Annotated in this window: 22 protein-coding genes and 2 pseudogenes; 12 read left to right on the forward strand and 12 right to left on the reverse strand. The window is 66.3% G+C overall.

Features of this window, described 5'->3' with window-relative positions:
* Nucleotides 1-109 precede the first annotated feature (109 nt).
* From HMPREF2886_RS25650 to mmsA, 3 genes are all read right to left on the reverse strand, one after another.
* Complete coding sequence (locus HMPREF2886_RS25650) at nt 110-1,996, reverse strand: propionyl-CoA synthetase (protein WP_033970089.1); 1,887 nt, start codon at nt 1,994-1,996, stop codon at nt 110-112.
* Between the two features lie 102 nt (nt 1,997-2,098).
* On the reverse strand, nt 2,099-2,995 hold the full coding sequence (gene mmsB / locus HMPREF2886_RS25655; protein WP_003143309.1) for a 3-hydroxyisobutyrate dehydrogenase: 897 nt from the start codon (nt 2,993-2,995) through the stop codon (nt 2,099-2,101).
* Nucleotides 2,996-3,010: 15 nt separating this feature from the next.
* Nucleotides 3,011-4,504: a CoA-acylating methylmalonate-semialdehyde dehydrogenase gene (gene mmsA, locus HMPREF2886_RS25660; protein WP_003104350.1), complete on the reverse strand. Its 1,494-nt coding sequence runs from the start codon at nt 4,502-4,504 to the stop codon at nt 3,011-3,013.
* 131 nt (nt 4,505-4,635) lie between these two features.
* On the opposite strand from mmsA, the gene mmsR reads away from it, so the two are divergent.
* Nucleotides 4,636-5,559: an MmsAB operon transcriptional regulator MmsR gene (gene mmsR, locus HMPREF2886_RS25665; protein WP_003122160.1), complete on the forward strand. Its 924-nt coding sequence runs from the start codon at nt 4,636-4,638 to the stop codon at nt 5,557-5,559.
* Between the two features lie 126 nt (nt 5,560-5,685).
* Nucleotides 5,686-5,862, forward strand: coding sequence for a hypothetical protein (locus tag HMPREF2886_RS25670; RefSeq protein ID WP_003104346.1), 177 nt, complete (start codon nt 5,686-5,688; stop codon nt 5,860-5,862).
* A 7-nt stretch (nt 5,863-5,869) separates the two neighbouring features.
* On the opposite strand, the gene HMPREF2886_RS25675 is transcribed toward HMPREF2886_RS25670, so the two are convergent.
* Nucleotides 5,870-7,048 (reverse strand): multidrug effflux MFS transporter, encoded by a 1,179-nt coding sequence (locus HMPREF2886_RS25675; protein ID WP_070748629.1) that lies wholly within the window; start codon nt 7,046-7,048, stop codon nt 5,870-5,872.
* 364 nt (nt 7,049-7,412) lie between these two features.
* Between HMPREF2886_RS25675 and nalD the strand changes: the two genes are divergently transcribed.
* Nucleotides 7,413-8,051 (forward strand): efflux system transcriptional repressor NalD, encoded by a 639-nt coding sequence (gene nalD, locus HMPREF2886_RS25680; protein WP_003092152.1) that lies wholly within the window; start codon nt 7,413-7,415, stop codon nt 8,049-8,051.
* Here the strand turns inward: nalD and HMPREF2886_RS25685 are convergent.
* Nucleotides 8,030-8,227: a heavy-metal-associated domain-containing protein gene (locus HMPREF2886_RS25685; RefSeq protein ID WP_003092153.1), complete on the reverse strand. Its 198-nt coding sequence runs from the start codon at nt 8,225-8,227 to the stop codon at nt 8,030-8,032. The two genes, nalD and HMPREF2886_RS25685, sit on opposite strands and share 22 nt — an antisense overlap.
* 182 nt (nt 8,228-8,409) lie before the next feature.
* On the opposite strand from HMPREF2886_RS25685, the gene HMPREF2886_RS25690 reads away from it, so the two are divergent.
* Complete coding sequence (locus HMPREF2886_RS25690) at nt 8,410-8,940, forward strand: cytochrome b (RefSeq protein ID WP_070748631.1); 531 nt, start codon at nt 8,410-8,412, stop codon at nt 8,938-8,940.
* 97 nt (nt 8,941-9,037) lie between these two features.
* A complete protein-coding gene (locus HMPREF2886_RS25695) occupies nt 9,038-9,460 on the forward strand; it encodes a hypothetical protein (RefSeq protein WP_003092157.1) in 423 nt (140 codons plus the stop codon).
* A gap of 336 nt (nt 9,461-9,796) precedes the next feature.
* On the opposite strand, the gene HMPREF2886_RS25700 is transcribed toward HMPREF2886_RS25695, so the two are convergent.
* The gene (locus tag HMPREF2886_RS25700; protein ID WP_070748633.1) at nt 9,797-11,023 is read right to left on the reverse strand and encodes an MFS transporter; all 1,227 of its coding nucleotides are present in this window, start codon (nt 11,021-11,023) and stop codon (nt 9,797-9,799) included.
* A 951-nt stretch (nt 11,024-11,974) separates the two neighbouring features.
* Between HMPREF2886_RS25700 and HMPREF2886_RS25705 the strand changes: the two genes are divergently transcribed.
* A complete protein-coding gene (locus tag HMPREF2886_RS25705) occupies nt 11,975-12,301 on the forward strand; it encodes a hypothetical protein (protein ID WP_039027311.1) in 327 nt (108 codons plus the stop codon).
* 114 nt (nt 12,302-12,415) lie between these two features.
* Nucleotides 12,416-13,960, forward strand: coding sequence for a Fic family protein (locus HMPREF2886_RS25710; protein ID WP_058179151.1), 1,545 nt, complete (start codon nt 12,416-12,418; stop codon nt 13,958-13,960).
* A gap of 35 nt (nt 13,961-13,995) precedes the next feature.
* Here HMPREF2886_RS25710 and HMPREF2886_RS33825 read toward each other — a convergent pair.
* The 5 genes and pseudogenes from HMPREF2886_RS33825 to ybaK form a co-directional block, all read right to left on the reverse strand.
* Nucleotides 13,996-14,710: pseudogene (locus tag HMPREF2886_RS33825) on the reverse strand (integrating conjugative element protein); the annotation flags it as partial.
* A gap of 13 nt (nt 14,711-14,723) precedes the next feature.
* A pseudogene (locus tag HMPREF2886_RS25720) lies at nt 14,724-15,227 on the reverse strand (TIGR03756 family integrating conjugative element protein); the annotation flags it as partial.
* Nucleotides 15,228-15,592: 365 nt separating this feature from the next.
* Nucleotides 15,593-16,378 (reverse strand): PhzF family phenazine biosynthesis protein, encoded by a 786-nt coding sequence (locus HMPREF2886_RS25725; RefSeq protein WP_057388232.1) that lies wholly within the window; start codon nt 16,376-16,378, stop codon nt 15,593-15,595.
* A gap of 194 nt (nt 16,379-16,572) precedes the next feature.
* The gene (gene glpK, locus HMPREF2886_RS25730) at nt 16,573-18,057 is read right to left on the reverse strand and encodes a glycerol kinase GlpK (RefSeq protein ID WP_033970082.1); all 1,485 of its coding nucleotides are present in this window, start codon (nt 18,055-18,057) and stop codon (nt 16,573-16,575) included.
* Nucleotides 18,058-18,120: 63 nt separating this feature from the next.
* Entirely contained in the window at nt 18,121-18,591 is a 471-nt protein-coding gene (gene ybaK / locus HMPREF2886_RS25735) for a Cys-tRNA(Pro) deacylase (RefSeq protein WP_003092163.1), read from the reverse strand.
* 264 nt (nt 18,592-18,855) lie between these two features.
* Between ybaK and glpF the strand changes: the two genes are divergently transcribed.
* From glpF to HMPREF2886_RS25760, 5 genes are all read left to right on the forward strand, one after another.
* Entirely contained in the window at nt 18,856-19,695 is an 840-nt protein-coding gene (glpF, locus tag HMPREF2886_RS25740; RefSeq protein WP_070748635.1) for a glycerol uptake facilitator protein GlpF, read from the forward strand.
* Between the two features lie 39 nt (nt 19,696-19,734).
* Nucleotides 19,735-21,252: a glycerol kinase GlpK gene (gene glpK, locus HMPREF2886_RS25745; protein WP_003092168.1), complete on the forward strand. Its 1,518-nt coding sequence runs from the start codon at nt 19,735-19,737 to the stop codon at nt 21,250-21,252.
* A gap of 205 nt (nt 21,253-21,457) precedes the next feature.
* On the forward strand, nt 21,458-22,213 hold the full coding sequence (locus HMPREF2886_RS25750; protein WP_003092173.1) for a DeoR/GlpR family transcriptional regulator: 756 nt from the start codon (nt 21,458-21,460) through the stop codon (nt 22,211-22,213).
* A 278-nt stretch (nt 22,214-22,491) separates the two neighbouring features.
* Complete coding sequence (glpD, locus tag HMPREF2886_RS25755) at nt 22,492-24,030, forward strand: glycerol-3-phosphate dehydrogenase (RefSeq protein ID WP_033970079.1); 1,539 nt, start codon at nt 22,492-22,494, stop codon at nt 24,028-24,030.
* A gap of 132 nt (nt 24,031-24,162) precedes the next feature.
* Nucleotides 24,163-24,492 (forward strand): GlpM family protein, encoded by a 330-nt coding sequence (locus HMPREF2886_RS25760; protein ID WP_003119370.1) that lies wholly within the window; start codon nt 24,163-24,165, stop codon nt 24,490-24,492.
* A 16-nt stretch (nt 24,493-24,508) separates the two neighbouring features.
* On the opposite strand, the gene HMPREF2886_RS25765 is transcribed toward HMPREF2886_RS25760, so the two are convergent.
* Entirely contained in the window at nt 24,509-25,495 is a 987-nt protein-coding gene (locus HMPREF2886_RS25765) for an alpha/beta fold hydrolase (protein WP_033970078.1), read from the reverse strand.
* Nucleotides 25,496-25,704 lie beyond the last annotated feature (209 nt).

The following is a 25,704-nucleotide window of genomic DNA, read 5'->3' on the forward strand; positions in this document are numbered from 1 at the left end:
TGCTCCCTTTTGGACGCTTGCAAAAGCGACTCGCCCGGCTAGGCGCAACCAGAAGCCGGAGCAGCCACGAAAAGCCGCTCGGCCGCCAGGCTCGATGCTCGCGCTGCCCCTACCCCACCTTGCGTACCCTCAACGCCGCCTCGATCTCATCGAGAATCGCCGGATCGTCGATGGTCGATGGCGCCGCGTAGTCCTCGCCATCGGCGATCTTGCGCAGCACCGCGCGGAGGATCTTCCCGGAGCGGGTCTTCGGCAGCCGCTTGACCACCGCCACCCGCTGGAAGCAGGCCAGCGCGCCGATCTGTTCGCGGACCAGCGCCACCAGCTCGCGCTGCAGTTGCTCGGCGGCGATCCCGGCATCGTCCTTGAGCACCACCAGGCCCAGCGGCACGTGGCCCTTGAGTTCGTCCCGCACGCCGATCACCGCGCACTCGGCGACCGCCTGGTGCTGCGCCACGCGCTCCTCCATCTCGCCGGTGGACAGGCGATGCCCGGAAACGTTTATCACGTCGTCGGTGCGCCCCATGATGTAGACGAAGCCGTCCTCGTCGAGATAGCCGCCGTCGCCGGTGTGGTAGTAGCCGGGATAGTTGCCCAGGTAGGCCTGCAGGTAGCGCGGGTGGTCGCCCCAGAGGGTCTGCGCGCAGCCCGGCGGCAACGGCAGGGCGATGACGATCGCGCCCTGGCGGTTCGCTCCCAGCGGCCGGCCTTCGTCGTCCAGCACCTGCACGTGGTAGCCGGGCACCGCACGGTTGGTCGAGCCGGCCCGCAGGTCGTGGCCGGCGATCCCGGTGCAGGGCGCGGTCACCGGCCAGCCGGTCTCGGTCTGCCACCAATGGTCGTGGACCGGCCGCCCGGTGTGCTCCTCCAGCCAGTGCTGGGTGCTGCTGTCGAGCTTCTCGCCGGCCAGGAACAGGTGGCGCAGCGAACCCAGGTCGTAGCGCTTCACCCGTTCGCCATGCGGGTCTTCCTTGCGGATCGCCCGGATCGCCGTCGGCGCGCAGAACAGGCTGTTCACCTTGTGCTCTTCGATCACCCGCCAGTAGGCGCCGGCATCCGGCGTGCGCACCGGCTTGCCTTCGTAGAACACCGTGGTACAGCCGCACATCAGCGGACCGTAGACGATCAGCGAGTGGCCGACCACCCAGCCGACGTCGGAGATCCCCCACCAGACGTCGCCGGCCCGCATGCCGTAGATAGTGCGGACCGCGTAGCGTACCGCCACCGCGTGGCCGCCGTTGTCGCGGACGATGCCCTTGGGCTTACCGGTGGTGCCCGAGGTGTACATGATGTACAGCGGATCGCCGCTGGCCACCGGCACCGGATCGGCCGGCCCGGCGGCGGCGAGGCAGTCCTGCCAGTCCAGGTCGCGGCCCGGGTGCAGGCGCGCGCGCGCCTGCGGGCGTTGCCAGACCATGACGTGGGCAGGCTGGTGGATCGCCAGTTCGAGGGCCTTGTCCACCAGCGGCTTGTATTCGATCACCCGGTCGAACTCCAGCCCGCAGGAAGCGGTGAGCACCAGCTTCGGCGTGGCGTCGTCGATGCGCAGGGCCAGCTCGTAGGGAGCGAATCCGCCGAACACCACCGAGTGCACCGCGCCCAGGCGCGCGCAGGCGAGCATGGCCATGGCCGCCTGCGGCACCATCGGCATGTAGATGATCACCCGGTCGCCCTTGCCGACCCCGAGGGCGCGCAGGGCGCCGGCCAGGCACGCCACTTCGTCGCGCAGCCGCAGGTAGCTGTAGCGGTCCTGGGTGCCGGTCACCGGCGAGTCGTAGATCAGCGCGGTCTGTTCGCCGCGCCCCTCCTCGATCTGCCGGTCGAGGGCCAGGTAGGCGCTGTTCAGGCGGCCGTCGGCGAACCAGCGGTGGGTGCCGTCGGGCAGGCTTTCGAGGATGTTCGCGGGCGCCTGGTACCAGGCCAGGGAGCGGGCCTGTTCGGCCCAGAACGCGGCCGGCTCGGCGATCGAGCGGGCGTGCTGCTGCAGGTACGTCATGTTCCAGCCCTCTGATTGTTCTTATTAGGGATGAAGCAGTGAGTGAGCCTTGGAGTATGGGCGGGCACCGGGCACCCGCCATCAACCTTTGGTCGTAGGGTGTCAGTCCTTGCCGCGGTAGAGCTTCTGGATGCTGGAGAAATCCAGCCCCTCGTGCTCGGCATCGGCCTGGGCGTGCAGGCTGAACAGGTTTCGCGCCAGCGCGCCGAGCGGCGTCGAGGCCTGCACCGCCTGGGCGTTGGCCAGCGCCAGGCCGAGGTCCTTGTTCATCAGGCGCACCTGGAAACCACCGGCATAGCCGTTGCTCGCCGGCGCCTGCGGCATCACCCCGGGCCAGGGGTTGTAGAGGTTCAGCGCCCAGTTGCCGCCGGAACTCTGCTTCATCACCTCGGACAGCACCGCCGGGTCGAGGCCGTTCTTCACTCCCAGCGCCAGGGCCTCGGCGGTGCCGGCCATGAGGATGCCGAGGAGCATGTTGTTGCAGATCTTCGCCACCTGGCCGGCGCCGTGGTCGCCGGCGTGGAAGATGTTCCGGCCCATGTTCTCGAGGATCGGCCGGGCCCGCGCGAAGCCTTCGGCGGGGCCGCCGACGATGAAGCTCAGGGTGCCGGCGCGGGCGCCGCCGACGCCGCCGGAAACCGGCGCATCGAGCAGGGTCAGGCCCTTCGCAGCGGCGGCCTCGGCGACCTTGCGCGCGGTCTCCGGGGCGATGGTCGAGCAGTCGATCAGCAGAGGCTTGCCGGCGACCCGCGCGAGCAGGCCGTCGTCGCCGAGATACAGGCTTTCCACGTGTTGCCCGGCCGGCAGCATGCTGATCACCACTTCGGCGCCTTCGCAGCACTGCAAGGCGCTATCGGCGCCCTGCGCGCCCTGCTCGACCAGGCCCAGCACGGCCTTTGGCTGCAAGTCGAAGACATTCACCCGGTGGCCGGCCTTGAGCAGGTTGGCGGCCATCGGCCCGCCCATGTTGCCCAGGCCGAGAAATGCGATGTCGGTCATCGGTCCGTCTCCCTTTCAGCGCATCTGGATCGAGAAGTTGGTCCCGGCCACGCTGTCGCTGTCGAACCAGCGCGCGGTCACGGTCTTGGTCTCGGTGTAGAAGCGCACGCCCTGCTTGCCGTAGGCGTGCAGGTCGCCGTAGAACGAGCCCTTCCAACCGGTGAAGGAGAAGAACGGCAGCGGTACCGGAATCGGGATGTTGATGCCGACCTGGCCGACCTCGATGTGGTGCTGGAAGGTCCGCGCCGCAGCGCCGGAACTGGTGAAGATCGAGGTGCCGTTGCCGTAGGGGCTTTCGTTGATCAGGCGGATCGCCTGCTCCAGGCTGTCGACCTCGGCCAGGCAGAGCACCGGGCCGAACACCTCTTCGCGGTAGATCGCCATGTCCGGACGCACCCCGGCGAACAGCGTCGGACCGACCCAGTTGCCGTCCGGGTATCCCTCGACCTTGTAGCCGCGGCCATCCAGCAGCAGTTGCGCGCCCTCCTCCACGCCCTGGCCGATCAGGCGCTCGATGCGCGCCTTGGCCTGCGGGTTGATCACCGGGCCGTAGCTGGCGCCGCTGTCGTCCCATGGGCCGGGGCGGACCTTGGCCAGCGCGTCGCGGATTTCCGGAATCCACTCGCGTGCGGCCCCCACCAGCACCGCCACCGAGATCGCCATGCAGCGCTGCCCGGCCGCGCCCACCGAGGCACCGACCAGGTTGCTGATGACCTGCGCCTTGTCCGCGTCGGGCATGATCACCATGTGGTTCTTCGCCCCGGCGAAGCTCTGCACGCGCTTATTGTGCGCGGTGCCGGTGTGGTAGACGTACTGGCCGACGGCGACCGAGCCGACGAAGGACACCGCCTTCACCTGCGGGTGCTTGAGCAACTGGTCGACCTGTTCCTTGCCGCCATGCACCACCTGCAGCACGCCCTTCGGCGCACCGGCCTCGAGGAACAGCTCGGCGAGCCGCACGCTGGTCAGCGGCACCTGCTCGGAAGGCTTGAGGATGAAGGCGTTGCCGCAGGCGATGGCCAGCGGGAACATCCACAGCGGGATCATCGCCGGGAAGTTGAACGGGGTGATACCGACGCACACGCCCAGCGGCTGGGTGATGCTGTAGGTGTCGATGTTGCGGGCGACGTTCTCCACCGTCTCGCCCATCAGCAGCGAGGGCACGTTGCAGGCGTGCTCGACCACCTCGATACCGCGCCAGACGTCACCCTTGGCGTCCTCGAAAGTCTTGCCCAGCTCGCTGGAAACGATCTTCGCCAGTTCGTCGTGGTGTTCCTTGAGCAGCGCCTGGTAACGCAACATCACCCGCGCGCGCTCGGAAACCGGGGTTTCCTTCCAGCTGGCGAAGGTTTCGCGGGCACTGGCCACCGCCTGCTCGACCTGCTCCGCGCTGGCGCAGGCGATCTCCGCCAGGGTGCTGTTGTCGAGGGGATTGCTGACCGGGATGCGCTGGGCGCCGAGACCTTCGACGAAGGCTCCCGCGATGAGGTGGCGGACTGGGACTGACATGAACCCTCCTGCACCGGCCAGGCCGGCTTTTATTGTTGTGGCGGACTGGTACGAGGTCGATTCGGACCCCGCTTTGGCCAAGAAGCTATCACTGGGCGGAAGGTCGCGAGATCGACTAAATTGTGTTGTTCATGGACTATATTGCGGAGCCGGCTACCGACATGTCGCACACCTCCGACTGGCCCCTGCCGGCCGACAGCCTGCGCTTGCCGATCCCGGCGGCGTTGCTGGAGAAACTGGCGGTCCACCCGCTCAGCCGCGACCTCTATCCCACCTCCCTGGGCCATTACCGGCGCGCCCGCGACCACCGCATGAGCCGCGAGCGCCACGACGAGCACCTGCTGATCTATTGCAGCGAAGGCCAGGGCCTGTTGCGCGTGCGCGAGGGCGAGGCCTGGCGCGAATACCGGGTCGGCAGCGGCGACCTGCTCTGGCTGCCGCCGGGCATGGCCCACGACTACGCCGCCGACGACCGCCAACCCTGGACCATCTTTTGGACCCACCTGCGCGGCGACAGCGCCACCTGGCTGCAACACAGCGCCGGCTACCGCGACACCCCGCTGCGCCATTGGGGCCTGCAACACGCCCTGCTCGGCGGCTTCGAGCAATTGCTGGAAGTACGCCATAGCGGCTACCGCTTCCAGCACTTCCTGCTCGCCGCCAGCCGGCTGCGCAGCCTGCTCTGCCAGCTACCGCTGCTGCGCCCGCTGCGCGAGGGCAGCCTGGACCTCGACGGGCTGCACGCCTACATGCGCGAACACCTGCATGCGCGCCTCGAACTGGAACGCCTGGCGGCCTTCTGCAACCTGTCGAAGTTCCATTTCGTTAGTCGCTACAAGGCGATCACCGGCCGTACGCCGATCCAGCACTTCCTGCACCTGAAGATCGAGTACGCCTGCCAGTTGCTGGACAGCAGCGACCAGAGCGTGGCCCGGGTCGGCCAGGCGGTCGGCTACGACGACAGCTACTACTTCTCGCGCCTGTTCAGCAAGGTCATGGGTTTGTCGCCGAGCGCCTACCGGCAGCGGGTGAGGCAGGGCGAGGGAGGAGCCTGAAACGCTCTGCGGCGGGGCTGTAAACGAAGCGGCGACCAGTTGTCGGCAAACTGATCCCGGTCAGTGTTTTCCGGGCCGACAGGACTAGACTGAAGCTCCCTTTCCAGCCCCGATGGATGAATCGCCATGAACATCCTCGTCCGCCCGTCGCAAACCCCGAAAGGCCAATGCTGGCAAGTCTGCCTCGACCAGCAGGCCGTCAACTTCCGTAGCGAAAGCGAGGCCCGGCGTTTCGTCGACCGCCTCGAGGCGCGCCTGCGCGCGCCCCATGTGCTGCCCGAACTGAAACAGCGAACGGCCTGATCCGCGCTCAGGCGGCCTGGCGCTCCAGGCGCCCGCTCTGCCAGGCGAGCAGGGTCGCGAGCGCGCCGCAGACGGCGATCACCAGGGTCATGGGGATCGCCGTGCCATCGTGGAGCACGCCGACCAGCGCCGAAGCGCCCGCCGCCACGCTGAACTGCAGGCTGCCCATCAGCGCCGAGGCGCTGCCGGCGTGCTGTCCCTGTCCGGCCATGGCGCAGGCGGAAGCGTTGGGAATGATGCAGCCGAGGCTGGCCACGCATCCGAACAGCGGAACCAGCAGCGGCCACAGCGTGGCCGGTTGCAGCGAAGCGATGCCCAGCAGGGCCAGGCCGCACGCCAGGTAGCCCCAGATGATCCGCCGCAGCCAGAACGCCGGCCCGCGATAGCGCAGCAGTCGCGCGTTGACCTGTGCCATGACGATGAAGCCCGCGGCATTGCTGCCGAACAGCCAGCCGTAGTGCTCGGCGGGAATCCCGTAGAGCTGGATGAACACGTAGGGCGAACCGGCGATGTAGGCGAACATCCCGGCCATCGCCACCCCGCCGGAAAGACCATAGGCGAGGAACAGGCGGTCGGCGAACAGCCGCCGGTACTGCCCCAGCGCGCCGGACAGCGGCGGTCGCTCGCCGTCGGCCGGGATGGTTTCCGGCAGCCACAACGCCACGCCGAGGCCGGCCAGGGCGGCGAACAGGGTCAGGCAGACGAAGATCGATTGCCAGCCCTGCCAGTCCAGCAGCAGGCCGCCAGCCACGGGGGCGAGGATCGGCGCCAGGCCCATCACCAGCATCAACTGGGAAAACGCCTTGGCGGCGCCGATCGGATCGCACAGGTCGCGCACCACTGCCCGCGAGATGACCATCCCGGCGCAGCCGCCGAGGGCCTGGACGAAGCGCGCGGCGATCAGCCACTCCAGGCTCGGCGCCAGGGCGCAGGCGGCCGAGGCCAGGGTGAAGATACTCACCCCCACCAGCAGCGGCAGGCGCCGGCCATAGCGGTCGGCCACCGGGCCGTAGAGCAGTTGGCCGATGGACAGCCCGGCGAAGTAGGCGGCCAGGCTCAGCTGGACGTGCTCGACGTCGGTGGCGAAGGCCTTGGCCAGGGTCGGGAAGCTCGGCAGGTAGAAGTCGATGGCCAGTGGCCCGAAGGCGCTCAGGGCTCCCAGTATCAGCAGGATGCGCAGGTTCATGGATCGCTCGGCACGGGGCGCGTCGGTGGCAGGCAAGGCACTTCCCTGCGCGGCTCCCGGCAAGCGGGACGACGACGCCTATCATTGAATCGTCTGTGAGGGCGGGCGGCTCCAGGCCTGAAGGCCGGTACTGGCGGGAAGATGCTACGGACAGCCGGGGAGTCGCCGAAAAGCAGCGCGCAGCATAACACCGAAGACGCCCGCCGATCATGGCCGGCGACCATGGATCCGCGGAAGCCACGGCTCATGAATGAGCCGCATTAGACAAAGGTGGTGTCGAAATACTTCGAGTCCGCCCGAGCGCGGCTAAAATCGGTACACTCCCCGCCCCGTTGCCGAGACCGATTCGACTACCCAGCACAGCATGCGACGCACAAAGGAAGATTCTGAAAAAACCCGCACGGCCATCCTCCTGGCCGCCGAGGAACTGTTCCTGGAAAAGGGCGTGTCCCACACCAGCCTGGAACAGATCGCCAGGGCCGCCGGGGTGACCCGTGGCGCCGTCTACTGGCACTTCCAGAACAAGGCCCACCTGTTCAACGAGATGCTCAACCAGGTACGCCTGCCGCCGGAGCAACTCACCGAGCGCCTTTCCGGCTGCGATGGCAGCGACCCGCTGCGCTCGCTCTACGACCTCTGCCTGGAAGCCGTGCAATCGCTGCTGACGCAGGAGAAGAAGCGCCGCATCCTGACCATCCTGATGCAACGTTGCGAATTCACCGAGGAACTGCGCGAGGCGCAGGAACGCAACAACGCCTTCGTGCAGATGTTCATCGAACTCTGCGAGCAGTTGTTCGCCCGCGACGAATGCCGTGTGCGGCTGCATCCGGGCATGACCCCGAGGATCGCCTCGCGCGCCTTGCACGCGCTGATCCTGGGCCTGTTCAACGACTGGTTGCGCGATCCGCGCCTGTTCGATCCGGATACGGACGCGGAACACCTGCTGGAGCCGATGTTCCGTGGCCTGGTGCGCGACTGGGGTCAGGCCAGCTCGGCGCCGTAGCCCTCCTCGCGGATCGCCTCGAGTACCTGGGTGCTGTCGAGCCGGCTGGCGACCCGGACTTCGCCGGCGCCCAGATCCACCTGGACGTCCGCCGCCGAGTCCTTCGCCTGCACCGCATGGGTGATCGCCCGTACGCAGTGGCCGCAGGTCATGCCCTGAACCTTGAAGACTTGCATGGTATTGCCTCCTGTTGGTCATCGATGGGGCGATTTTCGACCTTGACATGGTGTCAAGGTCAATCCTCGAAATATCCGGTAACCGACAAAGCGTCAAGAACGGGTAAAGGCGGAGTAAAGAGGCTTAAACCCTACAAAGCACATGGTTAACATGTTCACCTTGTTCTTCACGAGGTAGAACCATGTCCATCCGCCGCTATTCCCCGTCACAGATCGCCCTGCACTGGCTCAGCGCCGTCGCGGTCCTGCTGATCATCGCCCTGCCCTACGGCGCCGACTTCTTCGCCGGCCTGCTCGGCGGCAAGGGCAACGTCTTCACCCTGCACAAGTCGCTGGGCGTGGCGGTACTCCTGCTAACCCTGACACGCCTGGTGCTGCGCCGCGTCCAGGGTGTCCCGGATACCCTGGAGGGGAACCCGGACTGGCAGCGCGCGGCCGCCAAGGCCGGGCATTTCCTGCTGTACGCGGTGCTGATCGTCATGCCGCTCTCCGGCATGCTCGCCGGCAAGCGTCCGCTGGACCTGTTCTGGCTGGTACAGGTCGGCCCGTTCGACCTGCCGGAAGCCTTCAAGGCGTTCGCCGGCGGCACCCACGTCACCGTCCAGTACCTGCTTTTCGCGCTGATCCTCGGCCACGCCGCCGCGGCCATCTGGCACCACCGCGTGCAGAAGGACGACGTACTGCGCGCCATGCTGCCGCAACGCGGCGCCTGACCCCAGCGACGGACGGGCGCGGACGCCCGTCCCGACTTGTCCCGGGCCCCGGCTTCAGCCAAGCTTTTCCCTACGCCCCCCGCCGCCGAGGCCCGCCATGTTCCCCATCCTTCGCCCGCTGCTCCATACCGCTGCCCTGGCCTGCGCCCTCCCGGCGCTCGCCGCGGACCCGCAACCGGCCAGCGGTGGCTGGGCGCAACCCGACCCGGCGCCGATCGGCTATGCGGTGCTGAACGTTTCCCGCGAGCGGGTCGAGTCCGGCACTGCCTGCGATGTCGGCCTGTATGTCCACGACGAACTGGTCGGCAACCTGCAACCGGGCGCCAGCCTGGCCCTGAACCTGCAACCCGGTGCGGTGGACGTGCGTCTTGCGCCGAACGGTCCTGGCGACGCCTGCCGGAACGGCATGACCATCCTCGCCGGACAGACCCTGACCCTGCGCGCCGGGGAGATCCGCAACCTGCGCATTGCCCTAGGTGCGGGCGGGCTCTACCTGGCACCGGTGGCGGATGGGTACTGAGGGGTAGCGACTTGCCGTGGGGCATTCGCCTTGATTCAGGGCACGAAGGTGGCGTTTCGGCACCGGGAGCGAGGGAACTTGCCTGGAGGGCCATGAATGTGTGCATCAGCCCCCAACTCCCTTCGCCGCCTGCACGGCAATAAGGGGGAAGCTGTTGCTTGGCGCTTGAGCGGGCTTCATGTTCGCTGGTCAAGATGCTTTTCGTGCCGGGCTCTATCCCATTTCCACGGACGGTTTGAAAAGGGCCGAAAACTTCAAATCTTGCCGGGCGACTCTACGACGCATTCTCGGGTTATGAAATCGCTCGATGTAATCGAATAGATCCCCCGTGCTTCATCACGCGGAGCGCGCCGCCAGGACAATGCCCACCGCCGACAGCAAGGCTGAAGTGCCCGCCAGGGCAATGGACAGCGTATAGCTCTGGTAGAGGTCGTAAAGGAGCCCGGCGACGCTTCCGCCGGCCACGGCCGCGATACCCACGGCGATGTACAGGGCGCCCAGGACCGCACCCAGGTTGGCCGTGCCGAACCAGGTGCTGGCGACTGCCGGATACAACGCAATGCAGCCGCCATTGGCCGCGCCGAACAGCAGCGCAAAAATGGCCAGCGCAGCGAAACCGTGGGCCATGCTCCACCCGCCGCACAGGACGACCAGACTGAGGGTGACCACGATCAGGAAACGCTGCGCGCCCATGCGGTCGCCGATGCGCCCGAGCACAAGCCTCCCGCCGATGTTGCCCACGCCGATCAGACCGATGAGCAGGTTTGCCTGCCTGGCATCCAGCCCCTGCTGCTGCGCGTAGGGGTTGATGTGGACAAGCGCGAGGAACAGGCCGATAGAGCCGAAGAAGATCGCCACGAAGAACCACCAGAACCGGGGCCGCCGCGCCGCCTCGCGCAGGCTGATGCTGTGGTGCTGCGCCGCCGGCTTGCAGGGCGTGGTATCGACAGTGTCGGTGGACAAGAGGCCGTCGGGGTGCTGTCCCAGGTCTTCGGGCTTCCCCCGCAGGTAGGCTGCGGCGGCCAGTCCCAGCACCGCGATGGCGGCGGCGTAGATCTGCATGGTGCTCTGCCAGGGCAGGTGCTGCATCAACAAGCCCGCGGCCATCGGGCCGACGAGCGTACCCAGCCCCGTCCCCGCCAGCGCAAGGCCCGATGCCGAGCTGCGATGGACGACGAACCAGCGCTGGATGGTCGAGACCGCCGGCACGTAGACCAGCCCCACTCCCAGCCCGACCAGGCTGCAGAAGGTTCCCAGGAACAGGGCCAGCGAGGACGACAGCAAGCTGCTGGCCAGGAAGCCCAGCGAGAGCAACACGATGCCGATACTGGCCCCGGTGCGCACCGAGGTCCTATCGCTCCAGGCGCCGGAGAAGCCCCCCACCACGTAGTAGATCAACGCCGTCAGCGAGAAGATCGACGCGGTCGAAAAGCGGCCGGCGTCGAAGTTCGCCTGCAGGCTGGTGAAGAACGCGCCGAAGGAGTAGGCAGCGCCGAAGGTCAGTGCCAGCAGAAGATGCACGGCGCCCACCATGTACCAGCCGTGGAATTTCGTCCTGTTCATCGAAGCCTCTCTCAGTAGTTGATGCCCGAGACGATCGAGCGCTCACCCGAGACGTCCACCTGAACAAGCGACTGGACGGTAATCCCGGTGGCCTGCCGAGCCGCTCTGCGCCGCCGTAGTTGATCTTCTCCGCCACGCAGACAATGCCGAGCACACTCGCACCCGCCCGCCGTATGGCGTCCACCAGGCCGACCAGGGTTCCGCCCGTACTGATCAGGTCATCGACGACATGCGCGTTGTCGCCAGGCTCCACACCATTCAGATAGAGGGATCCGCCGGTGTATTCGCAGTCGAAATCCACCCGTACCTGCCCCTCCAGCCCCAAGGGGTACCAACGGGCGATGCCGTACGGCAGACTGGAGAGCAGGGAGACCGCTGCCAGTAGGCCGCCGCCCTTGTCCTCTTCACCGACCAGCTTGGCGCCGGGGGGGAAGCACACAGCGTCGCAGACTCGCTGCGCGCAATAGCTCGGCCGGATGATGAAACGGCAGCATGAACGCCCCTGGCGCCAACCGGATATGCATGGTCGTCAGGAATGCCTGGGCCAGAAGCAGGTCCGGCGAGAGGCATGGTTCCCCCTGGCATCATGTAGTGCTCACCGACCCAGGCTTCGGCAAAGCCAGTCCGATCGAAGAACTGGAGCGTGTCCAGGTCATGGAAGTGTCCGTCTGCAGGCGAGCGATACCGCGGATGCGCGGGCATCATGAATGCCAAGCTTCATGTCATCTCCATTCGAAATGAGGCGGCAGCCTTGCGCCGGCCTTATTGTCTTTACTTGTATAGACAATAAAACTTGATGTGTCTGTCCTTAGTCAATGGAAACCATTCTTGAACAACATGGGAACTTTCTGAGTTTCAGCAATCTCCAGGGGAAATCTCTCGCCTGGGGGGGAACGGGTTGGGCCTGCCGTCCTGCGGCATCTGCGCCATCACCTGACCGAGCGCAGCGATGTGGCCAACGGGCATAAGGCTGCCGGCGCCTTGCGCAAAGAAGCCCGACTGCACGGCGAACAGCACCTGGAAGAAGCCTGTGCGTATGCCCTAGCTATCAGGACGTTCGCGCTCAAGAGCCTGCAATCGATCCTGCGCGAGCAGCCCGACAAACGTCCGGTCCTGAGCGCACAGCCCATCCCACTCCCACTCACGAAAACCTGCGGGGTGCCCACTGGCGACTGCGGGCCGCTTCAGATGCTCATCGAGCTCTACCAGGAGCCGTTCGTTGCCGGCAAAAGCGAGGCTGTAGGAAGGAGAAATTATCGTTTTTACATGAAACCGTGATTTCAGTAGTGATTTGGAGTCAAGATTAACGCTTTGGAACACCTTGATTTTATCGTTTTGGGATATCATTGGCTCAAAATTAACGTTTTGGTGCGCCCGTTAAAGGATTTCCACATGCAGGTTGGATTCAAGGCTCTCGCCGCACAGTACGGCATCGCGCTGGCGCAACCCCTGCGCGTCGACTCCACGCTCGGCACAAGTCGCATGAGCCGCGACACCGGGGACCTGGTTGAGAACCGGTATCCGGCGCACTACCGTCCTAACGACGACTTCGCCGGCCATTTCGAGTTCGGCCTCAAGTATGAAGAGATCCATCTGGAGTTCTTCGCACGCTTGTTCGCCGTGGTCGGTCCACAGCCGATCGAGGCTTGGTGCAGGCGCGAGCCGTTCGGACAGTACGCTCGCCGCACGGGTTTCTTCTACGAGTGGTTGACCGGGCAGCAGTTGGACGTGCCAGACGTCACCAACGGCGGCTATGTCGATGCCATTGCAGCAGACAAATACCTCACCCGGACGGAGTCGACGCGAGCGCGCCGCTGGCGCATCAACAACAACCTGCCGGGAACAGTCGAATTTTGCCCTATGGTTCGCCGTACGCCGGCAGTTCAGGAGGTGCTTCAATTCGACCTCGGCGCCGCGCTCGACGAGCTGGACCGCACTTATGGCGCCGACATTCTCCAACGCACAGCCAGTTGGTTGACCTTCAAGGAATCACGCGCGAGCTTCCTGATCGAAAAAGAGGCAGACCAGACTGGTCGCATCCAACGGTTCGCCCACGTCATCGCCCAGCACTGCGGCCATATTCAGGACCCGCTGAGCGACCAGAGTCTGCACACCCTGCAGGCCGAGATCCTGGGCCATGATGCGTTCGGGCTCGGACTGCGACGCTCGCCCGTCTTCGTCGGCCAGGCCACGATGCGGGAGAACATCGTGCACTACATTGCCCCGCATTTCGATGACCTGGCGCCGATGCTCGCAGGTCTGAATGACTTCGAGCAGGCGACTCGAGGCGCAGAGCCCCTTGCGCGCGCCGCGGTGCTGGCGTTCGGTTTCGTCTACATCCACCCGATGCGCGACGGCAACGGCCGCATCCACCGGTTCCTGATCAACGACACACTCGTACGGGACAAGGCCGTGCCGGAAGGCGTGATCTTGCCCGTGTCGGCTACCATTACGAGTTCGGCCGAGTTCCGCTCGGGCTACGACCGAGCACTGGAGGTGTTCTCCCGTCCGTTCATGCGCAGGTATGCGACCTCCTACCGCTTTGGCGAACTGGTGACCTATGAGGACGGTACGCCAAGCAATCTCGTCTTCGACGACTACGTCGATGCGCGATTCGCCTGGCGTTACCCGGACCTCACCGAGCACGTGCTGTATACCGCTCGCGTCGTCGCACACACGGTCCGGGAGGAGATGGCTGAAGAAGCCAAGGTCCTGATGGTCTTCCAGCTTGCGCTGGAGCGACTCAAGGAAGTCGTCGAGATGCCGGATCCGGACGCGAATCGCATCATCCGCTCCGTCAAGGAGAACGGCTGGAAAATCTCCGGAAAGCTCAAGAAGCAGTACCCGCAGCTCGAAGACGAACACCGGGCGGCCCGTATCCTGGAAGCCGTCCAATCCGCATTTGATGACGGCGAAACCAGCGGTGCCGAAGAGTGACGTCTCGCACCCAGTTGGATGCGAGGGTGGTTGAGCGTCATTGACCAGGTTGCAGCCGGCGCGGGTCACGTCGCCCACAACCTTGACCGGCGCCTGGCCGGCGCCGCCGGCATTGCCACCGCCGACCCAGGGCACGCCCTGGTTGCCATGGCTCTTCTCGGCTTGCTCCACGGCCCACGCCGCATCCGAGCTGGCCACCGCAGTGCGCAGGGCCATGCCTTCGGCCAGTTGGCTCCACCCCAGTTGATCGCCCGCCACGTCAGCCATCCTTTCCGCCATCGCGCGACAAGTCAGCTTGGAGCGGTCGAAATCCAGTCGCGCTTGCAGCACACCATTGGTCAACAGGTTGTACAAGCCCGGATCGGCGCGCCGGATCAACAGTGCCGGCAACGAGGCCACCGCCCCCGTCGCGCTCTGTATCACCGATGACATGATGTTCTGGAAGCCGCTGGTAACACCATTGAGTTGGTTCTGGATGGCCGTGCTGAGGCTCATGTCGCCACAGATCAGGTTGCTGTTCCATCCTGCTCCGACGCCGATGGAGCGCATGCCCGCCGCCCCGCTCATTGACACAGCATTGCCACCGCCGACTGAGTACATGACTTCGTCGCCGATGACACTACCGGTGTACTGGAATCCGCCGTTCTGCGCCAATGCCAGCGTGGTGGCCAGAGCGAGCAGGCCGGCGAGCGGCGCGATACCGCGGCGGCGCGACGAACGTACGGAAGCCTTCATATGCCAGGAAATCATCATGGTGTCCCCGCTACTGGAAAGCCGTCGAGCCCAGGAACACCTGGCCGCGGCGCTTGCAGCAGCTGTAGGGACGCCACAGCGCCCACGCGTAGTCGCCCCGCTGAGCCTGGCGGAGGAAGCGGTTGTTCGGGAATACCTCGCAACTGGTGGACAGTTGAGGAGCCAACTCCTGCCACTTACCGGTCGAGCCACGTCCCTCCAGCAGCGCCCCGGCTGGCCAGTAGCCGGGTTGGGAGTTGGCGAGTAGGGGTTGATAGACATGCAGTTGGCCGCGACGGGTGACAATATCCCCGGCACGTTGGGCCACCACGGCAGCGGCTTTGTGGTCGTCGCTCTGGTGCAACAGGCCACCGCGCGGGTACACGTTACCCCATAGGTTCATGGTGGTACGGGCACCGATCTCGCGCATGCCCGGCACGAGGGCTTCAGGAAACACCGCTTCGGGAACGTTATATCTCCACGCCACGGTGTCCAGTGTGCTCAGCAGATAGGGCATGGACGGCGTGCCCGCGCCGGTCCACCCAGTGTCCACCATGTCTCCGATCCGTACAGGCGCTTGCAAAAGGAACTCGCCAGGGAAAGCAAAACAAGCAGTCGAGGCAGGCACGGGAAACAGCCTACCCAGCAAACTTGAAGCCCGCTCAGGCTCTAAACGACGCCCCCGTGCCGTGCACTGCTGTCTAGGCAGCCAAGCGTCGGCGCACGAGTGCTATCCCGCATCCTCTGCGGCCTTTAGGGCGAATACCACCACAGGCGTCATCCGCCGTTACTCCCGGGGCACCTGCGGATAATCGCGAGCGGTTATCTGCTCTACGAGACCAGGCATCAGCTTGTGAAGGTCTGGCATGCACGAGGACATCCCCCCTCCTGAAACGCCCCTCAGCCCAATCGAATCCTTCCGCTCGCCACCAGCACCGCCTGCCCGGCGATACTCACCCGCTCGCCCTCCAGCCGGCACCACAGCTCGCCGCCGCGCGCCGAGCACTGCTGGGCGGTCAGCGACAGTTTGTTCAAGCGCTGGGCCCAGTAGGGAATCAGGCTGCAATGCGCGGAGCCGGTGACCGGGTCTTCGTCGACGCCCATCGCCGGGGCGAAGAAACGCGAGACGAAATCCTTCTGCTGGCCCCGCGCGGTAACGATCACTCCACGCCAGGGCAGCCGCGCAAGGGCTGCGAAGTCGGGGCGACAGGCGCGCACCGCCTCTTCGGACTCGAGCAACACCAGAAGCTTGTCGGTGGAGCCCAGCACGTCCACCGGCGGCAGGCCGAGAGCCTGCTCCAGTTCGACGGTGCTACCGACCTCGCTCGGATACTGCGCGGGGAAATCCAGGAGCAGCCGCACGTCCTCGCGGCTGACCCGCAGCGCACCGGAGCGCGAGATGAATTCCAGGCGCTCGCCCGGCTCGTCGTAGACCTCGAACAGTACGTGGGCCGCAGCCAGTGTGGCGTGGCCGCAGAGCGCCACCTCGACGCTCGGGGTGAACCAGCGGATCCGCCAGGCCTCTCCTTCGCGAACGACGAAGGCGGTCTCGGAGAGGTTGTGCTCGGTCGCGATCATCTGCATCAGTTCGTCCGCCAGCCAGGCATCGAGGCGATAGACCACGGCGGGATTGCCGCTGAACGGGCGGGAAGAAAACGCGTCGACCTGGTGGTATTCGAGCTGCATGGCAGACCTCCTGGGAACGATCGCCCCAGCATGCCGCCGCAGGCTCCGGGATGGGCGATACAGTGCGATCTTTTCCGATCGTAACAGTGGGACTTCACCCTGCCTTCGACCCATTGCCCGAGCGGGCGTTTGCGACGACCTGCCGGCGTTGTGAAGCCGCCGGCAAAATCGCCGCCTTTTTCCGCGAACGCCGCTCAGGCCTCGCTGCGCACCCGTCGCACCGCATTCTGCCAGCCGGCGTAGAGTTCGCCGCGGCGCTCCTCGGCCATATGCGCGGCGAAGCGGCGCTGCAGGTGCCAGTGGCTGGCAATGTCGTCCAGGTCGCGATAGAAGCCGGCCTTCAGCCCGGCCATGTAGGCCACGCCGAGGGCGGTGGTCTCGGTGACTTCCGGGCGCTCCACGGTGACACCGAGGATGTCGGTGAGGAATTGCATCACCCAGTTGTTCACCACCATCCCGCCGTCCACCCGCAGCGCGCTGGGCGGCGTGCCGTCCTGGCGCATCGCTTCGAGCAGGTCGCGGGTCTGGTAGCAGACCGATTGCAGGCCGGCGGTGACGATCTCCTTGATCCCGGTGTCGCGGGTCAGGCCGAAGATCGCGCCGCGCGCCTTCGGGTCCCAGTAGGGCGCGCCGAGGCCGGTGAAGGCCGGCACCAGGTAGACGCCGTTGGAGTCGCCGGCCTGGATCGCCAGGGCTTCGCTCTCGTGGGCGTGGTCGATCAGCTTGATGCCGTCGCGCAGCCATTGCACCGCGGCGCCGGCGACGAAGATGCTGCCCTCCACCGCGTAGCTGACCTTGCCGTCAAGGCGGTAGCCGACCGTGGTGAGCAGGCGGTTCTGCGAGGTCACCGGGTGTTCGCCGGTGTTCTGGATCATGAAGCAACCGGTGCCGTAGGTGCTCTTCACCATGCCCGGCTGGAAGCAGGCCTGGCCGATCAGCGCGGCCTGCTGGTCGCCGGCCATGCCCAGCACCGGGATCGCCGCGCCAAGCAGCGACGGCTCGCTGACGCCGAACTCGGCCGCGCAGTCGAGCACTTCCGGCAGCAGGCTGCGCGGGATCTCGAACAGCGCCAGCAATTCCTCGTCCCAGTCCTGGCTGTGGATGTTGAACAGCAGGGTACGCGAAGCGTTGGTCGCGTCGGTGCGGTGGGAGCGGCCGCCGGTCAGGCGCCAGAGCAGGAAGCAGTCGACGGTGCCGAAGCGCAGCTCGCCGCGTTCGGCGCGCTGGCGGGCGCCGGGCACGTTGTCGAGGATCCAGCGCAGCTTGGTAGCGGAGAAATACGGATCGATCAGCAGCCCGGTACGCGCGCTGACGTTCGCCTCGTGGCCGGCGGCCTTGAGTTCGGCACAGTAGTCGGCGGTACGGCGATCCTGCCAGACGATGGCCGGGTGGATCAGGTCGCCGCTGGCGGCGTCCCAGACCAGCGTGGTCTCGCGCTGGTTGGTGATGCCGATGGCGGCGATGTCGGCCGCGCGCAAGCCCTTGCGGGCGAGCGCGTCGCGACAGACCTGGAGGGTGGTCAACCAGATTTCCTCGCCGTCGTGCTCCACCCAGCCGTCCTTCGGGAAGTACTGCTTGAATTCCTGCTGGCAGCTCGCCACCGGCAAGCCCTGGGCACTGAACACGATGGCGCGGGAGCTGGTGGTGCCCTGGTCGATGGCGAGGAGATAGTGGGACATGGAAAACCTGACAGATTGAAAAGTAAGACGAATGCCGATCGCTAGGCCGGCGGGATTAGCGGCTCATTCGCGGCCGATGGCGGCGAACGAACCCTGGGTCAGCTGGGCCAGCACCTCGGCCGCCAACTCCACTTCCAGCCCGCGCCGTCCTGCGCTGACATGGATGCTCGGGTACTGCCGCGCACTTTCATCGATGAAGGTACGCAGGCGCTTCTTCTGCCCCAGCGGGCTGATCCCGCCCACCAGGTAGCCGGTGGCCCGCTGCGCCGCCTGCGGATCGGCCATGTCGGCCTTCTTCGCCCCCGCCGCATGGGCCAGGGCCTTCAGGTCGAGACTGCCGATCACCGGCACCACCGCCACCAGCAGCTCGCCCTTCTCCGTGGCGGCGAGCAGCGTCTTGAACACCCGCTGCGGGTCCAGGCCGAGCTTTTCCGCGGCCTCCAGGCCATAGGAAGGTGCCTTGGGGTCGTGGCTGTAGCTGAGCACCTTGTGCTCGGCGCGGGCCTTTTTCAGCAGGTCGATGGCAGGGGTCATAGTCACTCCCGGAGAAGAACGTTGGCTGAAAACCGGCGCCTACCTTAAGCCATCGGCGCCCCTGCTGCACGGGCGCCGATGCCGCGGCCCGCTTGCCTCGGTAGCGATATTCGATTGGCCGCGAAAACGAAACCGGAGGGTCGTTTTTCGGACAAACGTTCATCTTCGCGCTTTGACAGCATTCCTTTGTGAATATATTTTTTCGAAACTGAACAATTTTCACGGCTGCCCGCCATAATTACAAGAACAGACAAGAGAGACCCCATGACCACCGCCGCCCCGACCCCGTCCCTGTTCGGCCAATGCCTGGCCGAGTTCCTCGGCACCGCCCTCCTCATCTTCTTCGGCACCGGTTGCGTCGCGGCCCTGAAGGTCGCCGGCGCCAGCTTCGGCCTGTGGGAAATCAGCATCATCTGGGGGGGCGGCGTCAGCCTGGGCATCTACCTCAGCGCCGGCGTCTCCGGCGCCCACCTGAACCCGGCGGTGAGCATCGCGCTATGGCTGTTCGCCGGCTTCGAGGGGCGCAAGCTGCCGTTCTACATGGCCGCCCAGGTGGCCGGCGCGTTCTGTGCGGCGGCGCTGGTCTACACCCTCTACAGCAGCCTGTTCATCGAGTTCGAACAGGCGCAGCACATCATCCGCGGCAGCCAGGACAGCCTGGCCCTGGCCTCGGTGTTCTCCACCTATCCGCACCCGGCGCTGTCGGTCGGCCAGGCGTTCCTCGTCGAGATGGTGATCACCGCGATCCTGATGGCGGTGATCATGGCCCTCACCGACGACGGCAACGGCCTGCCGCGCGGTCCGTTGGCGCCGCTGCTGATCGGCCTGCTGATCGCCGTGATCGGCAGCGCCATGGGCCCGCTGACCGGTTTCGCGATGAACCCGGCGCGCGACTTCGGCCCCAAGCTGATGACCTACCTGGCCGGCTGGGGGCCCATCGCCTTCACCGGCGGCCGCGAGATTCCCTATTTCCTGGTGCCGATCTTCGCCCCGGTCCTCGGTGCCTGCCTCGGCGCCGGCGGCTATCGTGTACTGATCGCGCGCCATCTGCCGAGCGCCGCGGCGCCGTCCGAAGCCGAGCCGGAGAAGGTTCGCGCTTCCTGACCGCCCGCTCTTTCCTGCCATAGCCACAAGGCCACAGCCATGACCGACAAGCACAACAAGAAATACGTCGTCGCCCTGGACCAGGGCACCACCAGCTCCCGCGCCATCGTCTTCGACCGCGATGCCAACGTGGTCAGCCAGGCCCAGCGCGAGTTCGCCCAGTTCTATCCGCAGGCCGGCTGGGTCGAGCACGATCCGATGGAAATCTGGGCAACGCAGAGCTCGACCCTGGTCGAGGCCCTCGCCCAGGCCAGCATCGAGCACGACCAGGTGGCCGCCATCGGCATCACCAACCAGCGCGAGACTACGGTGGTCTGGGACCGTCACAGCGGTCGGCCGATCCACAACGCCATCGTCTGGCAGTGCCGGCGCAGCGCCGCGATCTGCGCGCAGCTCAAGCGCGATGGGCTGGAAGACTACATTCGCGAAACCACCGGGCTGGTCACCGACCCGTACTTTTCCGGAACCAAGCTGAAGTGGATCCTCGACAACGTCGAAGGCGCCCGCGAACGCGCGCGCAACGGCGACCTGCTGTTCGGCACCATCGACACCTGGCTGATCTGGAAGCTCACCGAAGGCAAGGTCCACGTCACCGATTACACCAATGCCTCTCGGACCATGCTGTTCAACATCCACAGCCTCGACTGGGACGCGCGGATGCTCGAGGTGCTCGACATTCCCCGCTCGATGCTGCCCGAGGTGCGCAACTCTTCCGAGGTCTACGGCAACGCCCGGATCGGCGGGGTCGGCGGCGGCGAGCTGCCGATCGCCGGGATCGCCGGCGACCAGCAGGCCGCCCTGTTCGGCCAGATGTGCGTGGAACCGGGCCAGGCGAAGAACACCTACGGCACCGGCTGCTTCCTGCTGATGCACACCGGCGACAAGGCGGTGAAGTCCACCCATGGCCTGCTCACCACCATCGCCTGCGGTCCGCGCGGCGAGGTCGGCTACGCCCTGGAGGGCGCGGTGTTCAACGGCGGTTCCACGGTGCAGTGGTTGCGCGACGAACTGAAGGTGATCAACGACTCCTTCGATTCCGAATACTTCGCCACCAAGGTCAAGGACAGCAACGGCGTCTACCTGGTACCGGCCTTCACCGGACTCGGCGCGCCCTATTGGGACCCCTATGCGCGCGGCGCAGTGTTCGGCCTGACCCGTGGAGTCAAGGCCGACCACCTGATCCGCGCCACCCTGGAATCCATCGCCTACCAGACCCGCGACGTGCTCGACGCCATGCAGCGCGATGCCGGCGAACGCCTGCGCGCCCTGCGCGTCGACGGCGGGGCGGTGGCCAACAACTTCCTCATGCAGTTCCAGGCCGACATCCTCGGCACCCGCGTGGAACGTCCGGTGATGCGCGAGACCACCGCCCTCGGCGCCGCCTACCTGGCCGGCCTGGCCTGCGGCTTCTGGAGCAGCCTGGACGAGCTGAAGAGCAAGGCGGTGATCGAGCGAGTGTTCGAGCCGGAGTGCGACGAGCCCCGGCGCGAAAAGCTCTATGCCGGCTGGAAGAAAGCGGTGGAGCGCACTCGCGGCTGGGACGACGGCGAACTGTGACGAGCTGGCGCCATTCGTCCGCCGCGATGCGGCGAATGGCGTGTTCCCGCGCGCCGCTCTGGCATGCCCTGGGTAACGTTTGCGCGCGGCGGCCGGGTGCCGCCGCGGCGCCCTCTACGACTCATGCACGGCTGACAACGGCCCCCCTCGTGCGGCATTCTTGGCGACTTTCCAGGGTCCCGGCCCGGCAGCACGAGAACAACCAATGAACCTGCCCCCCCGACAGCAAAGCATCATCGAGGAGGTCCGCGAGCGCGGTTACCTGAGCATCGAGGAGATGGCGCAGATGTTCGCGGTCACCCCGCAGACCATCCGCCGCGACATCAACCAGCTCGCCGAACAGGGACTGCTGCGCCGCTACCACGGCGGTGCGGCCTACGATTCGAGCATCGAGAACACCGCCTACACCATGCGCGCCGACCAGATGCGCGACGAGAAGCAGCGCATCGCCGAAGCCGTGGCCAGCCTGGTGCCGGACAACGCCTCGCTGTTCATCAACATCGGCACCACCACCGAGGCCATCGCCCGCGCCCTGCTCAACCACCGCAACCTGAAGATCATCACCAACAACCTGCACGTGGCCGCCACCCTCAGCGCCAAGGAAGACTTCGAAGTGCTGGTCGCCGGCGGCACCGTACGCAGCGACGGCGGCATCGTCGGCCAGGCCGCGGTGGACTTCATCCAGCAGTTCCGCGTCGACTTCGCCCTGGTCGGCATCAGCGGCATCGACGAGGATGGCAGCCTGCTCGACTTCGACTACCAGGAAGTGCGCGTATCCCAGGCGATCATCGACAACGCGCGGCAAGTGTTCCTGGCCGCCGACTCGAGCAAGTTCGGACGCAACGCAGTGGTCCGCCTGGGACCGATCTCGCTGGTCAACCGGGTCATCAGCGACAGCCCGCCGCCCGCCGCCATCGCCCGCCTGATGGCACAGCACAAGGTTCACCTGGACCTGGTCTGAGGGATCTCCCCTGCCACGGCGCCATTCGGCGCCGTGAATGTTCGTTTCAGAAAAACCACCTGCCGACGCCTGTCCATGCGCCGCGATCCTCGGCGGCCGCTTTCCCGCATGCGGAATTGGGGCTGTTCGCGCGCGGACGGGCAAACCGGTAGCGCCCGGGCAACCCTTCGAAATTGAAAAAGCCTGGTGAATCGGGCTGGTCAATAACTGCGCAATCGACTAAGCTATTTTCGAATTCGAACAAAACTACGTTCACTTTCGACTTCAGGGCCTTTCACATGAGTCAAGCGCACACCCCCTCCGCTCCACTCGCCGAAGTCTACGATGTCGCCGTGGTCGGCGGTGGCATCAACGGTGTAGGGATCGCCGCCGACGCAGCCGGGCGCGGCCTGTCCGTGTTCCTTTGCGAACAGCACGACCTGGCCCAGCACACCTCCTCGGCCAGCAGCAAGCTGATCCACGGAGGCCTGCGCTACCTCGAACACTACGAATTCCGCCTGGTCCGCGAAGCCCTGGCCGAGCGCGAGGTCCTGCTGGCCAAGGCGCCGCACATCGTCAAGCCGCTGCGCTTCGTCCTGCCGCACCGTCCGCACCTGCGCCCGGCCTGGATGATCCGCGCCGGCCTGTTCCTCTACGATCACCTCGGCAAGCGCGAGAAGCTGCCCGCCTCGCGCGGCCTGCGCTTCACCGGCAGCAGCCCGCTGAAGTCCGAGATCCGCCGTGGCTTCGAGTACTCCGACTGCGCGGTGGACGATGCGCGCCTGGTGGTGCTCAACGCGATCTCCGCCCGCGAGCACGGCGCCCACGTCCATACCCGCACCCGCTGCGTCAGCGCCCGTCGCAGCAAGGGACTCTGGCACCTGCACCTGGAGCGCAGCGACGGCAGCCTGTATTCGATCCGCGCCCGCGCCCTGGTGAACGCCGCCGGTCCCTGGGTAGCGCGCTTCATCCAGGACGACCTGAAACAGAAGTCGCCCTACGGTATCCGCCTGATCCAGGGCAGCCACATCATCGTGCCGAAGCTGTACGAAGGCGAGCACGCCTATATCCTGCAGAACGAAGACCGCCGCATCGTCTTCGCCATCCCCTATCTGGACCGCTTCACCATGATCGGCACCACCGATCGCGAGTATCAGGGCGACCCGGCCAAGGTGGCGATCAGCGAAGAGGAAACCGCCTACCTGCTGCAAGTGGTGAACGCCCATTTCAAGCAGCAGCTCGTGGCCGCCGACATCCTGCACAGCTTCGCCGGCGTGCGTCCGCTGTGCGACGACGAGTCCGACGAGCCTTCGGCGATCACCCGCGACTACACCCTGTCGCTCTCCGCCGGCAACGGCGAGCCGCCGCTGCTCTCGGTGTTCGGCGGCAAGCTGACCACCTACCGCAAGCTGGCCGAATCGGCGCTGGCGCAGCTCCAGCCGTTCTTCGCCAATCTCGGCCCGGCCTGGACCGCCAAGGCACCGCTGCCGGGCGGCGAGCAGATGCAGAGCGTCGAGGCGCTCACCGAGCAACTGGCCAACCGCTACGCCTGGCTCGACCGCGAACTGGCGCTGCGCTGGGCGCGCACCTATGGCACCCGGGTATGGCGCCTGCTGGACGGGGTCAATGGCGAAGCCGATCTCGGCGAGCACCTGGGCGGCGGCCTGTATGCCCGCGAAGTGGACTACCTGTGCAAGCACGAGTGGGCCCAGGACGCCGAGGACATCCTCTGGCGCCGCAGCAAGCTCGGCCTGTTCCTCTCGCCGAGCCAGCAGGTACGTCTCGGCCAGTACCTGCAGAGCGAGCATCCGCATCGCCCGCGGGTGCATGCGGCCTGAGCGCCAGCCAGAAACGTCGAGGCCCGCATTGGCGGGCCTCGTTCGTTATGGAAGGGTACGGGACGATCCGGGCATAATGCGCGACGCCACCAAGCCGGTGGCGCCGCCGCAGTCGAGAATCCCGTGGACCTGATGTTCAAGGCGCTGATCGGCGCCGCCGTGGTCGTGCTCCTCGCCGTCCTGTCGAAGACCCGCAACTACTACATCGCCGGCCTGGTGCCGCTGTTTCCCACCTTCGCCCTGATTGCCCACTACATCGTCGGCAAGGGCCGTTCGCTGGACGACCTGAAGACCACCATCGTCTTCGGCATGTGGTCGATCATCCCCTACTTCGTCTATCTCGCCGCGCTCTACCTGCTGGTCGAGCGCTTCCGCCTGGAGACCTCGCTGGCCCTGGCGGCGCTGGCCTGGCTGGTGGCGGCAAGCGTGCTGGTGGGCCTCTGGGTACGCCTGCACGCCTGAGACCACGAGGGCGGCTTCAGAGCTGGACGATGCTGGCCTGCCGATGGGCCTTCAGGTAAGGCACCACCGCCGCCAGCAACGGCTCCTTGAAGGCTTCCTGGAAGCGATGGGCGAGACCGGGGATCAGCTTCAGCTCCGAGCCCCGGATATGCGCCGCCACGTGCACGCCGTGCATCACCGGCAGCAGCGGATCGGCGGTGCCATGGATCACCAGGGTCGGCACCTGCAGACGGTTCAGCAGCGGCACCCGGCTGGGTTCGGCGAGGATCGCCAGCAGTTGCCGCTGCACGCCTTCCGGGTTGAACGCGCGGTCGTAGGAACGTGCGGCCTGCAACAGGAGTTGCTGGCGATCGTCGCGCACTTCCGGGCTGCCCAGCGCCGCCAGCAGGTCGGCCTGCTGCTCGACCGCCTGCTCGCGGCTGGCCGCCTCGCGCCGCGCCAGCAGGCGCAGCAGCGACTCGCTGGGCGCCGGCAGGCCTTCGGCGCCGGAGCTGGTCATCACCAGGGTCAGGCTGAGCAGGCGCTGCGGCGCCATGTCGGCGATGTGCTGGGCGATCATCCCGCCCATGCTGGCGCCGAGCACATGGGCCTGGGGGATATCCAGCGCGTCGAGCAGATGCAGCGCATCGCCGGCCATGTCGGTGAGGGTATAGGGCGCGCTGACCGGCAGGCCGAGGCGATAACGCACCACTTCGTAGGTCAGCCGCGAGCTGGGCACCGGCACGTTCCAGGCCGACAGGCCGACGTCGCGGTTGTCGTAGCGGATCACCCGGAAGCCTTGCTCGCACAGGGCGCTGACCACCTCGTCCGGCCAGTGGATCAGTTGCCCGCCCAGGCCCATCACCAGCAGCAGGGCCGGATCGCTGTCGCGGCCGATGCTCTGGTAGGCCAGGCGCACGTCCCCCAGTTCGACCGTCTCGGTGGGTACGCGTGCGTCGCAACGCGCCGCCGCAAAGGTGGAGAGGCTGCACAACAAGGCGGCCAGGAAGATGAAAGCACGCATGAAGAAAACCCAGAACGCAAAACCCCAGTGGAACGCGATTCTGATTAAATTTCGTCCAGCGCGCTGCCACAGTAGCGTGACAGTTTGATGAATGCCGCCAGGCGGTCGTGGCGTTGTGGCTCTGCGGCGTTGCGCCGCTGCTCAGGGCCGCCGTCCCGTGTGCCGGGCTATTCTCCCCGTCGCTTCCCGATCGCGCGCTCTGCGGGATC

This window comes from Pseudomonas sp. HMSC066A08 (assembly GCF_001813025.1).
GTDB classification, from domain to species: Bacteria; Pseudomonadota; Gammaproteobacteria; order Pseudomonadales; family Pseudomonadaceae; genus Pseudomonas; species Pseudomonas aeruginosa.

What these genes read in the sequence shown, in the direction of transcription:
- HMPREF2886_RS25650 (WP_033970089.1), bottom strand. Translation starts at nt 1,996, where the DNA reads ATGACGTACCTGCAGCAGCACGCCCGCTCGATCGCCGAGCCGGCCGCG.
- mmsB (WP_003143309.1), bottom strand. Translation starts at nt 2,995, where the DNA reads ATGACCGACATCGCATTTCTCGGCCTGGGCAACATGGGCGGGCCGATG.
- mmsA (WP_003104350.1), bottom strand. Translation starts at nt 4,504, where the DNA reads ATGTCAGTCCCAGTCCGCCACCTCATCGCGGGAGCCTTCGTCGAAGGT.
- mmsR (WP_003122160.1), top strand. Translation starts at nt 4,636, where the DNA reads ATGGACTATATTGCGGAGCCGGCTACCGACATGTCGCACACCTCCGAC.
- HMPREF2886_RS25670 (WP_003104346.1), top strand. Translation starts at nt 5,686, where the DNA reads ATGAACATCCTCGTCCGCCCGTCGCAAACCCCGAAAGGCCAATGCTGG.
- HMPREF2886_RS25675 (WP_070748629.1), bottom strand. Translation starts at nt 7,048, where the DNA reads ATGAACCTGCGCATCCTGCTGATACTGGGAGCCCTGAGCGCCTTCGGG.
- nalD (WP_003092152.1), top strand. Translation starts at nt 7,413, where the DNA reads ATGCGACGCACAAAGGAAGATTCTGAAAAAACCCGCACGGCCATCCTC.
- HMPREF2886_RS25685 (WP_003092153.1), bottom strand. Translation starts at nt 8,227, where the DNA reads ATGCAAGTCTTCAAGGTTCAGGGCATGACCTGCGGCCACTGCGTACGG.
- HMPREF2886_RS25690 (WP_070748631.1), top strand. Translation starts at nt 8,410, where the DNA reads ATGTCCATCCGCCGCTATTCCCCGTCACAGATCGCCCTGCACTGGCTC.
- HMPREF2886_RS25695 (WP_003092157.1), top strand. Translation starts at nt 9,038, where the DNA reads ATGTTCCCCATCCTTCGCCCGCTGCTCCATACCGCTGCCCTGGCCTGC.
- HMPREF2886_RS25700 (WP_070748633.1), bottom strand. Translation starts at nt 11,023, where the DNA reads ATGAACAGGACGAAATTCCACGGCTGGTACATGGTGGGCGCCGTGCAT.
- HMPREF2886_RS25710 (WP_058179151.1), top strand. Translation starts at nt 12,416, where the DNA reads ATGCAGGTTGGATTCAAGGCTCTCGCCGCACAGTACGGCATCGCGCTG.
- HMPREF2886_RS25725 (WP_057388232.1), bottom strand. Translation starts at nt 16,378, where the DNA reads ATGCAGCTCGAATACCACCAGGTCGACGCGTTTTCTTCCCGCCCGTTC.
- glpK (WP_033970082.1), bottom strand. Translation starts at nt 18,057, where the DNA reads ATGTCCCACTATCTCCTCGCCATCGACCAGGGCACCACCAGCTCCCGC.
- ybaK (WP_003092163.1), bottom strand. Translation starts at nt 18,591, where the DNA reads ATGACCCCTGCCATCGACCTGCTGAAAAAGGCCCGCGCCGAGCACAAG.
- glpF (WP_070748635.1), top strand. Translation starts at nt 18,856, where the DNA reads ATGACCACCGCCGCCCCGACCCCGTCCCTGTTCGGCCAATGCCTGGCC.
- glpK (WP_003092168.1), top strand. Translation starts at nt 19,735, where the DNA reads ATGACCGACAAGCACAACAAGAAATACGTCGTCGCCCTGGACCAGGGC.
- HMPREF2886_RS25750 (WP_003092173.1), top strand. Translation starts at nt 21,458, where the DNA reads ATGAACCTGCCCCCCCGACAGCAAAGCATCATCGAGGAGGTCCGCGAG.
- glpD (WP_033970079.1), top strand. Translation starts at nt 22,492, where the DNA reads ATGAGTCAAGCGCACACCCCCTCCGCTCCACTCGCCGAAGTCTACGAT.
- HMPREF2886_RS25760 (WP_003119370.1), top strand. Translation starts at nt 24,163, where the DNA reads ATGTTCAAGGCGCTGATCGGCGCCGCCGTGGTCGTGCTCCTCGCCGTC.
- HMPREF2886_RS25765 (WP_033970078.1), bottom strand. Translation starts at nt 25,495, where the DNA reads ATGCGTGCTTTCATCTTCCTGGCCGCCTTGTTGTGCAGCCTCTCCACC.